The sequence below is a fragment of the Bacillus sp. GW821-FHT01G09 genome, from assembly GCF_059422205.1.
In genome coordinates, this window is the sequence record NZ_JBWKWL010000005.1 from 78,232 (window position 1) to 92,010 (window position 13,779).

The 13,779-nt window shown below is 48.0% G+C and carries 12 protein-coding genes and 1 other annotated feature; all 12 genes read left to right on the plus strand.

The window, feature by feature from the left end; all coding sequences use genetic code 11:
- Positions 1-195: 195 nt before the first annotated feature.
- The 12 genes from glnK (at position 196) to ycbL (ending at position 13,779) form a co-directional block, all read left to right on the plus strand.
- A complete protein-coding gene (glnK, locus tag AC07VD_RS16775) occupies positions 196-1,428 on the plus strand; it encodes a two-component system sensor histidine kinase GlnK (protein WP_494721913.1) in 1,233 nt (410 codons plus the stop codon).
- A 10-nt stretch (positions 1,429-1,438) separates the two neighbouring features.
- Positions 1,439-2,383 carry a glutamine utilization two-component system response regulator GlnL gene (gene glnL, locus AC07VD_RS16780; RefSeq protein WP_494721857.1) on the plus strand — a complete coding sequence of 315 codons (945 nt, stop codon included), beginning with the start codon at positions 1,439-1,441 and terminating at the stop codon, positions 2,381-2,383.
- 227 nt (positions 2,384-2,610) lie between these two features.
- A complete protein-coding gene (kdgD, locus tag AC07VD_RS16785; protein ID WP_003246372.1) occupies positions 2,611-3,537 on the plus strand; it encodes a 5-dehydro-4-deoxyglucarate dehydratase in 927 nt (308 codons plus the stop codon).
- A gap of 29 nt (positions 3,538-3,566) precedes the next feature.
- Complete coding sequence (gucD, locus tag AC07VD_RS16790; RefSeq protein WP_070548456.1) at positions 3,567-5,033, plus strand: alpha-ketoglutaric semialdehyde dehydrogenase GucD; 1,467 nt, start codon at positions 3,567-3,569, stop codon at positions 5,031-5,033.
- An 84-nt stretch (positions 5,034-5,117) separates the two neighbouring features.
- Positions 5,118-6,485, plus strand: coding sequence for a glucarate transporter GudP (gudP, locus tag AC07VD_RS16795; RefSeq protein ID WP_014475680.1), 1,368 nt, complete (start codon positions 5,118-5,120; stop codon positions 6,483-6,485).
- Positions 6,486-6,521: 36 nt separating this feature from the next.
- Positions 6,522-7,889, plus strand: a complete 1,368-nt coding sequence (gene gudD / locus AC07VD_RS16800; RefSeq protein WP_101169873.1) for a glucarate dehydratase — start codon at positions 6,522-6,524, stop codon at positions 7,887-7,889.
- Between the two features lie 69 nt (positions 7,890-7,958).
- Positions 7,959-8,660: a FadR/GntR family transcriptional regulator gene (locus tag AC07VD_RS16805; RefSeq protein WP_003234813.1), complete on the plus strand. Its 702-nt coding sequence runs from the start codon at positions 7,959-7,961 to the stop codon at positions 8,658-8,660.
- Between the two features lie 91 nt (positions 8,661-8,751).
- Complete coding sequence (garD, locus tag AC07VD_RS16810; protein ID WP_327826117.1) at positions 8,752-10,284, plus strand: galactarate dehydratase; 1,533 nt, start codon at positions 8,752-8,754, stop codon at positions 10,282-10,284.
- A gap of 276 nt (positions 10,285-10,560) precedes the next feature.
- Positions 10,561-11,481 carry a macrolide 2'-phosphotransferase MphK gene (gene mphK, locus AC07VD_RS16815; protein ID WP_153255622.1) on the plus strand — a complete coding sequence of 307 codons (921 nt, stop codon included), beginning with the start codon at positions 10,561-10,563 and terminating at the stop codon, positions 11,479-11,481.
- A gap of 56 nt (positions 11,482-11,537) precedes the next feature.
- Positions 11,538-11,785 (plus strand) — a binding site (T-box leader).
- Positions 11,786-11,881: 96 nt separating this feature from the next.
- A complete protein-coding gene (rtpA, locus tag AC07VD_RS16820; protein WP_003234807.1) occupies positions 11,882-12,043 on the plus strand; it encodes an anti-TRAP regulator in 162 nt (53 codons plus the stop codon).
- 20 nt (positions 12,044-12,063) lie between these two features.
- Positions 12,064-13,002 carry a DMT family transporter gene (locus tag AC07VD_RS16825; protein ID WP_086343403.1) on the plus strand — a complete coding sequence of 313 codons (939 nt, stop codon included), beginning with the start codon at positions 12,064-12,066 and terminating at the stop codon, positions 13,000-13,002.
- 96 nt (positions 13,003-13,098) lie between these two features.
- Positions 13,099-13,779: a two-component system response regulator YcbL gene (gene ycbL, locus AC07VD_RS16830; RefSeq protein ID WP_080262630.1), complete on the plus strand. Its 681-nt coding sequence runs from the start codon at positions 13,099-13,101 to the stop codon at positions 13,777-13,779.

The following is a 13,779-nucleotide window of genomic DNA, read 5'->3' on the forward strand; positions in this document are numbered from 1 at the left end:
TAATGGAGACTACAGAATCATACAAAATACGACAAAAACATTTTGAAAATAAGCAGTAAGATTTATAAAAACCTCATGTTCTGGGTCAAAAGCAATTTGCAGGTTTTCTCCCGATTCCCCAAAATAAAAAGCGAGGATGTGATCAACATAAAACTGGAACGGTTTATTGAAAAAGACGGATATATACTGGCCCTCATGCTGATTACGGTGCCGCTGGCCGGTGAACTGAAATTTTATCCCCTCAATGAAGAATTCCGGGTCAGCTTTGGGGCACCGGTTTTTTTCTTCTTTTTATCGTTGTTGCGGCAAGTGCCCGCTGTGCTGCCGGGTTTTCTGACTGGAGCGGCTGTTTTCATCTTTCGCGTCTTTCTGGAATTATGGGGCGGAGGACACAATGGGCTGACTCCGATTCTGTATGATCAAGCGTCTGGCTTTTTCTTTTATATGACTTACGCCTGTCTGTTTTCCATATTAAAGGCCAATCGTTTCCGTGAACGGCCGATTATGCTCGGTTTCATTGGGTTTATGATTGAAGTTGTGTCAGATTGTGTCGAGCTAACTGTGCAATTTCTCATTTTTCATACGGTTGTTACGCCTGAGAAAATCACTGACATTGCGGTGATTGCGATTTCTCACACATTTATTGTGATGAGCTTTTATAGTGTGCTGAAGCTGTATGAAACACAATCGAGAGAAAAACAGACAAGGCAGCAGCACGAGCACATGCTGATGATCGTTTCCAATTTATATGAAGAAACGGTGCACCTAAAAAAGACATTGAAAACGACAGAGAAAGTGACAAACAATTCGTATCAGCTCTATCGGGAAATGAAGGGCAAGGATGTTCAGCTGAGCGGCAGAATCCTGAGACTGGCCGGAGAAATTCATGAAGTGAAAAAGGACAACCAGCGGATATTCGCAGGGCTTTCAAAACTGATTTCGAATGAAAGTTTGAGAGATTATATGAGGGCTTCTGATTTGCTGCAGCTCGTGATTCGAATGAATGAAAAGTACGCTGAAGCACTAGGGAAGCAGATTGATTTTTACTGCTCGATCGAGGGAGAGCATGACGAATATCACGTATTTATCGTGCTTTCGATCATTAATAATCTAACAGCAAATGCGGTAGAGGCTATGGATGAAGAGGGAATGGTCAGCCTGAGGCTCCGTAAGCCAAATGAGAGTATGGTAGAATTCCAGGTGGAAGACAATGGCCCCGGGATTTCCGAGAAAATCGGAGACATTGTGTTTGACCCGGGCTTTACTTCAAAATATGACGAATTTGGCACGCCTTCTACGGGTATCGGACTTTCCTACGTAAAGGAAATCGTGACAGAGCTAGAAGGGGATATCACGTTTGATAATCAGCAGCGGGGAGTGGTGTTTGCCATCAGGCTGCCTGTCCGGCATTTGATTCAGAAAGGGTGAACCAAAAGCTATGCGTTTTTTTATTGCAGATGATGACCGTGCGGTGCGGTCAATTTTAAGGCAGATCATTGAGGACGAAGATCTCGGGGAAGCTGCTGGTGAAGCAGACGACGGAAGCCAAGTGGAAGGGCATATGCTGCAATTTAAGGAGATTGATATTTTATTAATCGATCTGTTAATGCCCGGAAGAGATGGCATTGAGACGATTCGTCAGATCCAGAATACGTACTCCGGCAAAATCGTAATGATCTCTCAAGTGGAGGCGAAGGAAATGGTCGGGGAAGCGTACTCGCTCGGCATCGAATATTTTATCCATAAGCCGATTAACCGCATTGAAATTGTCACGGTTCTCCAAAAGGTGAAGGAGCGGATCGAGCTTGAACACTCGATTGGAGCCATTCAGCATTCTCTAAGCCGGCTTGTCAATCGGACTGAACGGAAAGCGCGTCCCCAGCAGAAGAGTGACAGCGGTTTAAAAGAGGCAGGAACATTCCTGTTGTCCGAGCTGGGCATGATGGGAGAAGGCGGCGCACATGATCTCATGGCGGTCCTGCAGTATTTAGCAGAACACGAGCAATCCGAGCCGCACGAAAAACAAAGCCCTTCGCTAAAACAAATATTCACCCAAGTAGCGGTACGGAAGCTGGGGACAGGGGCCTCACAGACGGAAGTCAATCGCGAAATGAAAGCCTCGGAGCAGCGTATCCGCAGAGCGATTATTCATTCGCTGCACCATTTTGCTTCACTGGGCACAACTGATTTTTCGAATCCAAAATTTGAAACCTATGCATCGAAATTCTTTGATTTTCCGGTTGTCAGCCAGAAAATGAAAGAACTCCAATCCAAGGATGCAAAACCCCTTGCACCTGCTAGAATAAATATGAAAAAATTCATCCACGTGTTTTTTTTGGAAGCAAAGCTTTTGCATGAGACGATGAAACAAAGAAGGATATAAACCAAACAGCCGGCTGACCTGGCTGTTTTTTTGCTGCGCAGAATCCCGGCCGGACAGTGATTTACCGCTTTTTTATAAAATATCAGAAAATAAAGATATTGACTTATTGTTTATTTGTCTTACAATTAAACAAAAGGATATATGGGGAAGGAGCGGATGTGAAAGGAAAATTAATAAAAGCGCTTACAGATAGAGGCTGTATACACAAATAACAGGAGGTTATGTTGATGAGCCGTATCAGAAAAGCACCCGCTGGAATTTTAGGTTTTCCGGTTGCTCCTTTTAACACACAAGGAAAACTGGAGGAAGAAGCTCTTTTTCAAAACATTGAGTTTTTGCTGAATGAGGGCTTGGAAGCGATTTTTATCGCTTGCGGGTCTGGTGAATTCCAATCTCTCAGCCAGAAGGAATATGAGCAAATGGTGGAAGTCGCAGTCTCGGCAGCCGGAGGAAAGGTGCCGGTCTACACGGGGGTGGGCGGCAACCTCAGCACAGCGCTTGATTGGGCGCAGCTGTCGGAGAAAAAAGGCGCCGACGGCTACTTGATCCTGCCTCCGTATTTGGTGCATGGCGAACAGGAGGGGCTGTACCAGTATGCGAAAACGATTATTGAAAGCACTGACTTGAACGCGATTCTTTATCAGCGCGATAACGCCGTTCTCTCTGTTGAACAGATCAAACGTCTGACCGAATGTGAACAGCTTGTCGGTGTCAAAGACGGGGTAGGAAATATGGATTTGAATATCAACCTCGTCTATACGATCGGCGACCGCTTAGGATGGCTCAACGGAATGCCGATGGCTGAAGTGACGATGCCGGCTTATCTGCCGATCGGGTTCCACTCTTACTCTTCAGCGATTTCAAATTATATCCCGCATATTTCGCGAATGTTCTATGATGCATTGAAAAATGGAAATGACGAGCTTGTGAAGGAACTCTATCGGCATGTGATTCTTCCGATCAACGACATTCGCAAACAACGAAAAGGCTACGCCGTATCCTTAATTAAAGCCGGTATGGAAATCATGGGTTTGAATGTAAGGAATACAGCCAGACCGCCTGTCGGCCCGGTTGAAAAAGATCATTATCAGCAATTGGAAGCAATTTTGAAGCAGGCGGCTGACCGTTTTCCGAAAAAAGCCGCGACGGTTTGACCAGAAAAAACACGAAAGGGGCAATGGGCATGTCTGTGATCACGGAACAAAACACGTACCTCAACTTTATTAACGGAGAGTGGGTTAAGTCTCAATCAGGCGATATGGTCAAGGTCGAAAACCCTGCCGATGTGAATGATATTGTCGGATATGTACAGAATTCAACAGCTGAAGATGTGGAACGTGCCGTCGCCGCCGCCAATGAAGCCAAAACGGCTTGGAGAAAGCTGACGGGTGCCGAACGCGGCCAATACTTATACAAAACAGCGGATATCATGGAGCAGCGCTTGGAGGAAATCGCCGCCTGTGCAACGCGTGAAATGGGTAAAACATTGCCGGAAGCGAAGGGAGAAACAGCCCGTGGGATTGCCATTCTGCGCTATTACGCCGGAGAGGGCATGCGAAAAACGGGTGACGTCATTCCGTCTACTGACAAAGCCGCGCTCATGTTTACCACCCGTGTTCCGCTCGGTGTGGTCGGCGTGATTTCTCCGTGGAACTTCCCAGTGGCGATTCCGATTTGGAAAATGGCGCCGGCATTGGTATACGGCAATACCGTTGTCATCAAACCGGCGACAGAAACAGCTGTGACATGCGCGAAGATCATTGCCTGCTTTGAGGAAGCGGGGCTCCCGGCAGGGGTCATCAATTTGGTGACAGGCCCGGGTTCTGTTGTCGGTCAGGGGCTTGCTGAGCATGACGGTGTAAACGCCGTTACGTTTACCGGTTCAAATCAAGTCGGAAAAATCATCGGGCAAGCCGCTTTAGCGAGGGGAGCCAAGTACCAGCTTGAGATGGGCGGCAAAAACCCTGTCATCGTAGCTGATGACGCTGACCTTGAAGCTGCGGCCGAAGCTGTCATAACGGGGGCCTTCCGTTCAACCGGCCAGAAATGCACCGCGACAAGCCGTGTCATTGTACAAAGCGGAATTTATGAGCGCTTTAAAGAAAAACTGCTCCAGCGCACAAAAGATATTACAATCGGAGACAGCTTAAAAGAGGATGTCTGGATGGGACCGATTGCCAGCAAGAATCAGCTTGATAACTGCCTGTCATACATTGAGAAAGGCAAACAGGAGGGGGCTTCCCTTTTAATAGGAGGAGAAAAGCTGGAGAACGGAAAGTATCAAAACGGCTATTATGTTCAGCCTGCCATCTTTGACAATGTGACATCTGAGATGACAATTGCCCAGGAGGAAATTTTCGGTCCGGTGATCGCCTTGATCAAGGTGGACTCGATGGAGGAGGCGCTGAACATCGCCAATGATGTGAAGTTCGGTTTAAGTGCATCCATCTTCACGGAAAACATCGGCCGAATGCTTTCTTTCATTGATGAAATCGATGCCGGGCTGGTTCGGATCAATGCAGAAAGCGCAGGTGTTGAGCTGCAGGCGCCTTTTGGCGGCATGAAGCAGTCGAGCTCCCACTCCCGAGAACAGGGTGAGGCAGCGAAGGACTTTTTCACAGCGATCAAAACCGTTTTTGTGAAGCCGTAATGGTGCTGGAAAGAGACGTGCGTCTCTTTCCCGGCTTTATCACAGCCAGCATATGATTCTCTACTTTGAAAAGGAGAAGATACTATGAAAAAAGACTTTGCGAATGTTACACCGGCGGGCAAAAAAACGTCCGTGCGCTGGTTCATCGTGTTTATGCTGTTTCTTGTGACCTCTATTAACTACGCGGATCGAGCGACGCTTTCTATCACCGGAGATTCCGTCCAGCACGATTTGGGATTGGACTCGGTCGCCATGGGATATGTCTTTTCTGCCTTTGGCTGGGCCTATGTCATCGGACAGCTTCCGGGCGGCTGGCTGCTGGACCGTTTTGGTTCAAAGACTATCATAGCGTTAAGCATCTTTTTCTGGTCGTTTTTTACGCTGCTGCAAGGGGCGATTGGCTTTTTCTCCGCCGGCACAGCGATTATCCTGCTGTTTGCACTGCGTTTTCTGGTTGGTTTATCAGAAGCGCCTTCATTTCCCGGAAACGGCAGAGTTGTTGCTTCATGGTTTCCAAGCTCCGAGCGCGGGACAGCTTCAGCCTTTTTTAATTCAGCACAATACTTCGCAATCGTCATTTTTTCTCCTTTAATGGGCTGGCTTACCCACTCTTTCGGCTGGCATTCCGTCTTCGTTGTCATGGGTATTGCGGGCATTCTTCTGGCTGTCATCTGGCTAAAAACGGTGTATGAACCGAAAAAACACCCAAAGGTTAATGAAGCTGAGCTTGCGTACATCGAACAGGGCGGCGGGCTGATTTCCATGGATGACAGTAAAAGCAAACAAGAAACAGAATCGAAATGGCCGTATATCAAACAGCTGTTAACGAACCGCATGCTGATTGGCGTGTACATCGCGCAATACTGTATTACGACTCTCACCTATTTCTTTCTCACATGGTTTCCGGTATATTTGGTTCAGGCCCGCGGCATGTCTATTCTTGAAGCTGGGTTTGTCGCTTCCCTGCCGGCGCTGTGCGGATTTGCCGGCGGCGTCCTTGGGGGCATTGTGTCAGACATCTTACTCAAAAAAGGCCGTTCACTGACCTTTGCAAGAAAAGTGCCAATCATTGCCGGCATGCTGCTGTCTTGCAGTATGATTGTCTGCAACTACACAGATTCAGCATGGCTCGTCGTTGTCATTATGTCGCTCGCGTTTTTCGGAAAAGGCTTCGGCGCATTGGGTTGGGCTGTCGTGTCGGACACGTCTCCGAAAGAATGTGCAGGATTAAGCGGCGGTTTGTTCAACACTTTCGGGAATATTGCCTCAATTACAACACCGATTATTATCGGATACATTGTCAATGCCACTGGATCTTTCAATGGCGCGCTTGTGTTTGTCGGCGCTAACGCGATTGCGGCGATCCTCAGCTATTTGCTGCTGGTCGGGCCGATCAAACGGGTCGTGTTAAAGAAACAAGAACAAGACCCCGATCAATCGTTGCCTGTCTAATATTTATGAAAGCGCTTTATAAAGGGAGGAAAATGCATGAGTTCACCGATACAAGAGCAGGTTCAAAAAGAAAAAAGATCGAATATTCCCTCAATTTCTGAAATGAAGGTGATTCCTGTTGCGGGACATGACAGCATGCTGCTGAATCTAAGCGGAGCACACAGCCCGTTTTTTACCCGGAATATCGTAATCTTAACAGACAGCAGCGGAAATCAGGGAGTCGGCGAGGTGCCTGGCGGAGAGCATATTCGCCGCACACTGGAGCTGTCAGAGCCGCTTGTTGTCGGAAAATCTATCGGTGCGTACCAGGCGATATTGCAAACGGTCAGAAAGCAGTTTGGCGATCAGGACAGGGGAGGGCGAGGAAACCAGACGTTTGATTTGCGCACCACTGTGCACGCCGTCACCGCACTGGAAGCGGCTTTGTTAGATTTGCTTGGAAAGTTTCTTCAGGAACCGGTCGCGGCTTTGCTGGGCGAAGGGAAGCAGCGTGATGAAGTAAAAATGCTCGGTTACCTCTTTTACATCGGCGACCGAAATCGGACGACCTTGCCGTATCAAAGCGATGAGCAGTCAGATTGTGCCTGGTTCCGTCTGCGCCATGAGGAAGCGCTGACGCCGGAGGCCATTGTGCGTCTTGCCGAATCCGCACAGGAGCGCTATGGCTTTCAGGATTTCAAATTGAAAGGCGGGGTGCTGCGGGGAGAAGAGGAAATCGAAGCTGTTACCGCATTATCGAAACGTTTTCCAGAGGCAAGGATCACTCTTGATCCGAACGGGGCATGGTCATTAGAGGAAGCTATTGCATTATGCAAAGGAAAGCAAGATGTGCTCGCGTATGCGGAAGATCCATGCGGGGATGAGAATGGCTACTCCGCTCGTGAAGTAATGGCTGAATTCCGCCGCGCGACAGGGCTTCCGACTGCGACAAATATGATTGCGACTGACTGGCGGGAAATGGGTCACGCGATTCAGCTCCACGCGGTCGATATACCGCTGGCTGATCCGCATTTTTGGACGATGCAAGGGTCGGTGCGGGTTGCGCAAATGTGCCATGATTGGGGTTTGACATGGGGCTCGCACTCCAACAACCACTTTGATATTTCCCTAGCGATGTTTACCCATGTAGCAGCAGCGGCTCCGGGGCGGATCACGGCGATTGATACCCATTGGATCTGGCAGGACGGGCAGCGATTAACGAAACAGCCTTTTGAGATTTCTTCTGGCTGTGTCAAGGTGCCGGATAAGCCTGGACTAGGCGTCGATATTGATATGGAACAAGTGGAAAAAGCGCATGAGATCTATCGGAAAATGAATTTAGGCGCACGGAATGACGCGATCCCAATGCAGTTTCTGATCCGCAACTGGGAATTTGACCGGAAGCGCCCGTGTCTTGTGCGATAAGTTTGATTGTAAATATTGTCATATCCGCTATTTTGTCTTACAATTGAACAACTGAAGGGAGAGTTGTTCGTGTACGAAGGTTTAGAGGATTTGAAAGTCGATACAGTCAATCGGAAAACATTAGCCAAGCAGGTCATCGAACGGATTGTCCATTTATTATCGAGCGGACAGTTGAGGGCCGGAGACAAATTGCCGACAGAAATGGAACTGATGGACATTTTGCATGTCAGCAGGCCGGTGCTTAGGGAGGCGCTCAGTTCACTTGAAACGCTGGGCGTCATTACGAGAAAAACACGAGGGGGCACATATTTCAACGATAAAATTGGCATGCAGCCGTTTTCAGTCATGCTTGCTTTGGCCACTGATAATCTTCCGGCTATCATTGAAGCGCGGATGGCGCTAGAACTCGGGCTCGTGACAATTGCCGCGGAAAAAATCAATGAGGAAGAGCTTCAGCGTTTGCAGAAGACGATCGACGATATTGCCAACAGCACTGACAATCTTTATGGTGAAGCGGATAAAGAGTTCCATCGAATTATTGCGTTAAGCGCTAATAACCCCGTCGTTGAAGGGATGATTCAGTCCCTGCTGATTACCCATGCGAAAATTGACAGCCAAATTCCGTACAGGGAGAGAGATGTAACGGTCGAATATCACAAAAAAATCTACGACGCCCTTGCCAAAAGAGATCCGTACAAAGCACATTACCACATGTATGAACATCTGAAATTTGTCCGTGACAAAATTCTAAAAGGAATGGATGAAAAATAATGGTGAGCAACCGCAGTTGAAACGTAAGAGCTGCGGTTTTTTTAAAACCAATTTAGAAAACGCTTACTAAGATATGAGGAGTGATTTTCATATGGCGATGAACCTCAGGAAGAACCAAACCCCCCTTTACATCAAAGTGCATGAAATAGATAACACTGCGATTATTGTAAATGATGGAGGACTGCCAAAGGGCACTGTTTTCTCATGCGGGCTCGTACTTGAAGAGGATGTTCCTCAAGGCCATAAGGTGGCCCTCACCGATCTCAATCAAGGGGACGAGATCGTGCGTTACGGAGAGGTGATCGGATTTGCTGATGAGACGATCAAACGCGGGAGCTGGATACGGGAAGCCCTCGTGAGAATGCCCGCTCCTCCGGCGTTAGACGATCTTCCTCTCGCAAACAGAGTGCCGCAGCCGCGGCCCCCTCTTGAAGGCTACACGTTTGAGGGATACCGAAATGCGGATGGCAGTGCGGGAACAAAAAATATCCTCGGCATCACGACAAGTGTTCAATGTGTTGTTGGCGTTTTGGATTATGCAGTCAAACGAATAAAAGAAGAGCTGCTGCCGAAATACCCAAATGTCGATGACGTTGTGCCGCTGCATCATCAATACGGATGCGGTGTGGCGATCAATGCGCCCGACGCTGTCATTCCGATCCGCACGATTCAAAATCTCGCGAAGCATCCGAACTTCGGCGGAGAAGTAATGGTCATCGGATTGGGCTGTGAAAAGCTCCTCCCGGAAAGAATTGCCTCCGAAAATGATGATGACATTCTATCGCTCCAGGATCACCGAGGTTTTGCGGCGATGATCCAATCCATTTTGGAAATGGCGGAGGAACGGTTAATCAGGCTGAACAGCAGAACCCGGGTGTCATGTCCTGTTTCGGATCTGGTTATCGGCCTGCAATGCGGCGGCAGTGATGCGTTTTCCGGCGTGACGGCGAACCCTGCCGTGGGGTATGCGGCTGATTTATTGGTTCGCGCAGGTGCAACGGTTTTGTTTTCTGAAGTGACAGAGGTGCGGGATGCCATTCATTTATTAACGCCGCGGGCTGTCAGTGAAGAGGTCGGACAATCACTGATCAAAGAGATGAAGTGGTATGACAGCTATCTTCGGCGGGGAGACGCAGACCGAAGCGCAAACCCGTCACCAGGCAATAAAAAAGGCGGATTATCCAATGTGGTGGAAAAAGCGTTAGGCTCGGTAGCGAAATCAGGCACAAGCCCCATCTCCGGCGTGCTCGGCCCTGGTGAAAGAGCAGAGCAAAAAGGCCTGCTGTTCGCGGCGACACCGGCAAGCGATTTTGTGTGCGGCACCCTGCAGCTGGCTGCGGGCATGAATCTGCAGGTGTTTACGACAGGGAGGGGAACACCATATGGCCTGGCTGCTGCACCGGTGCTGAAAGTATCGACTCGGCATTCCTTATCAGAGCATTGGGCTGATTTAATCGATATCAATGCCGGACGAATCGCGACAGGAGAGGCCAGTATCGAAGACGTAGGCTGGGAAATCTTCAGGACGATTTTGGATGTAGCAAGCGGCCATAAACAAACGTGGGCAGACCGTTGGGGCCTTCATAATGATTTGTGCTTGTTTAATCCTGCTCCAGTGACTTGATTCATGTTTTTATAGCAGGAAGATGGAATATGCTGTAAAATGAAAATCAGCGTATAGGAAATGGAGGGGTTATAGCATGGCATTCATTAGATTCCGAGTGACACGAATTCAATAGTGAACAACTCTCGCCTGAATGCGGGAGAATCGGGATGAATCCGCCTATGTATAAGCCCTTATATGGTTATCAAAAAAGAGGGTGGCGTGCCTGCCCTTTTTTGTGCCTTCAAGCATCCCTTCTCTCTACTGCAGGCCTGAGCATGAGAAAGGGGAAATGGGATGACAAACCTTAACGAAAAACAGCTTATCACTGAGATTGTCGGGCTTGCACGCAGCCAAGGTTTGACGGTTCATTCTGAGAACGCGCAATTGAATGAAACCGGAATGGACTTTCAAGTTGTATTTGCCAAGGACGACACAGGTATGCCATGGGTGCTGCGAAAACCGCGGCGAAGTGATGTTGTGGAAAGAGCATCTGCAGAAGGCATAACGCTTGCCTTTCTCCGCGCGAATCTGACTGCTGATGTGCCGGATTGGAGAATTCATACACCGGAATTGATCGCTTACCCAATGTTAAAAGGGACGCCGGCTGCTGGAATTGACTTGGAACAAAAGCAATATGTATGGAATATGGATCATCAGCCGCCGTCAGACGACTTTGTCCGCACACTTGCCGACATACTGGCTGAATTACATGGCACGGATCAAATATCTGCTGGGCAATCCGGAATAGAAGTGATAAGGCCAGAAGATTTCAGGCAAATGACAGCAGACTCTATGGTTGATGTGAAGAATAAGCTTGGTGTATCTAGTCAGCTTTGGGAAAGATGGCAAAAGTGGATAAATGATGATGCATACTGGCCTGGTTTTTCTGCACTGATACACGGCGATCTCCACCCGCCGCATATTCTTATCGACCAAAATGAACGTGTCACAGGACTTCTGGATTGGACAGAAGCGAAGGTTGCCGATCCAGCCAAGGATTTTGTTCTTTATCAAACCATTTTCGGGGAAAAAGAAACTGCCCGTTTACTTGAATACTATAATCAAGCAGGCGGCCGGAAATGGGCAAAAATGCAGGAACACATTTCAGAGATGCAGGCGGCGTATCCGGTGGAAATCGCCAAGCTCGCTCTGCAAACACAGCAGGAGGAGCACGTTCATATGGCGCTGGAAGCACTCGGTGTAATATCGGATTAAGAATTGACTTCATTTCATGAACCAAGTATTATAAACTTTACAAATAATAGAACGGATCAACAATCGTGAGGAAGAGCAAGTACGCATCAGAATGGAGGTTCAGAGAGTCGGTGGCAGGTGTGAACCGATCCTCCCCTGATGCCGAATGGGCTTCTGAATTGCTTTGCTGAACGGATAGTAGGCGATGCCGGGTTTCTCTCCCCGTTACCAAGAGAGGAGTATCGAAACATAGGTTTTCTGTACTTAGAGTGAACGGCTGTATAGCTGTTAATAAAGGTGGTACCGCGAGACCCTCGTCCTTTGCATAGGACGGGGGTTTTTGTGTTTCTTAAAGGAGGTGACGGCCAATGGACGATGGCTGGTGGTGGCATAGCAGATGAGTTAGAAAGGAGGATATCAAATGGTCATTGCAACTGATGATCTTGAGGTCGCATGTCCTAAATGTGAAAGAGCGGGAGAAATCGAAGGAACACCTTGCCCGGCCTGCAGCGGAAAAGGTGTTATTCTGACTGCTCAAGGATATACGCTTCTGGATTTTATCCAAAAGCATTTGAATAAGTAAAGGAGAAAAGCTGAGATGAGATGAGAGCAGAAGAGCAGAGTAAGATTCGTGAGGCCGCAGCAGGTACGATTTTTTTGCTGATCGGAACAGTTTGTTTTGCGTCTAAATCGATTTGGATAAAATGGGCATACCAAATGGGTGCTGAGCCAGATGCCGTGCTGCTATACAGGCAGCTGCTGGCTGTTCCGCTGTTTTGGCTGATTTTTTTAATATACCGTCCTCCAATGCCAGACGGTAAGAAAAAAGGAGACCTATGGAAGGCTTGTGGCGCGGGAGTGTTTTGTTTTTTTCTGTCTCCCTTGCTTGATTTTATCGGGCTGAACCATGTATCCGCAATGGTTGAACGTATATTGCTGATGAGCTATCCGTTGTTTGTGTTTGGATTCACCGCGTGTCGTGACCGGAAAAGGTCCTCAATTCAGGACCTCTTCGCAGTTCTGGCGGTCATGTTTGGGCTTTTCTTGGCGCTGGGCGGCTGGAATGCTGAGCTTTTCCAGGCGAATATGATTGGAGCTGTATTCATTTTGTTATCTTCGGCCGTCTATGCTGGTTATCTTGTCCTTTCCGGGCATCTCGTCCATCAAATCGGGGGGATCCGTCTCAATGCATACGGGATGACAGCTGCTGGAGCTGCCATGATGCTTTACACAGGGATAAAATCGGCGGCTGGCATGAATACGCCAATGGCAGCATATCCGCTTTCTATGTATGGTTTGTTCGCGGTAATTGCAGTCGTTACCACAGTGATTCCATTTGTGCTAATGCTTGAGGGCATAAAACGAATCGGGGCACAGCGAGCCGCCGCCATTTCAATGGCAGGGCCTATCCTGACGATTTTCTATGGAGCTTTATTTCTCGGTGAACGGCTCGGGCTTATTCAAGTCATTGGATGCGCTGCCGTATTCTTTGTCATTACGGGCATGGAATACAGGAAGCTGAAAACAGGAAAAAAAGAATAATTTATATAAAACACACACGTTTTTCAATTACAATAAGTGTAATTACGTGTGTGTTTTTTGATTTTGTAAAGGTTAGGTGAGAAGATGCAGCGCATATTGCTTGTAGAAGACGACCACTCAATCAGTGAAATGGTGGATCATTATTTAACAAAAGAAGGCTTTGGAATTGTGCATGCCTTCGACGGAGAAGAGGGCATCCGGCTGTTTCAGCAGGGTTCATACGATTTGGTCCTCCTTGATATCATGCTCCCGAAGCTGAACGGCATGGATTTTCTGAAAATCATCCGGGAAAAAAGCAATATACCGGTCTTAATGATTTCGGCAAAAGACGGAGAGGTGGACAAGGCATTGGGACTGGGCTTTGGGGCGGATGATTATATCGCCAAACCGTTTTCGATGATTGAGCTGACAGCCAGAGTAAAAGCCGCGATACGGCGGGCGACGCAATATTCGGCAGAGGAGCCGGCTGTGAATAAGGTGATCCGGATTCACCAGCTGGCGATAGATGTAGACAATGTTTCCGTCTTGAAAAACGGACAACCGCTCCAGCTGACGTCAACAGAATGGCAGCTGCTGTGCTTATTTGCATCAAATCCTAAAAAAGTGTTTACGAAAGAACAAATCTACCGTTCCGTTTGGAATGAAGAGTACTTTGATGATCAGAACATCATTAACGTACATATGCGGCGGCTCAGAGAGAAAATTGAGGATGACCCCTCCTCCCCTCAATATATTAAAACGTTATGGGGCATCGGTTATAAATTAGGAGAGTTTTAG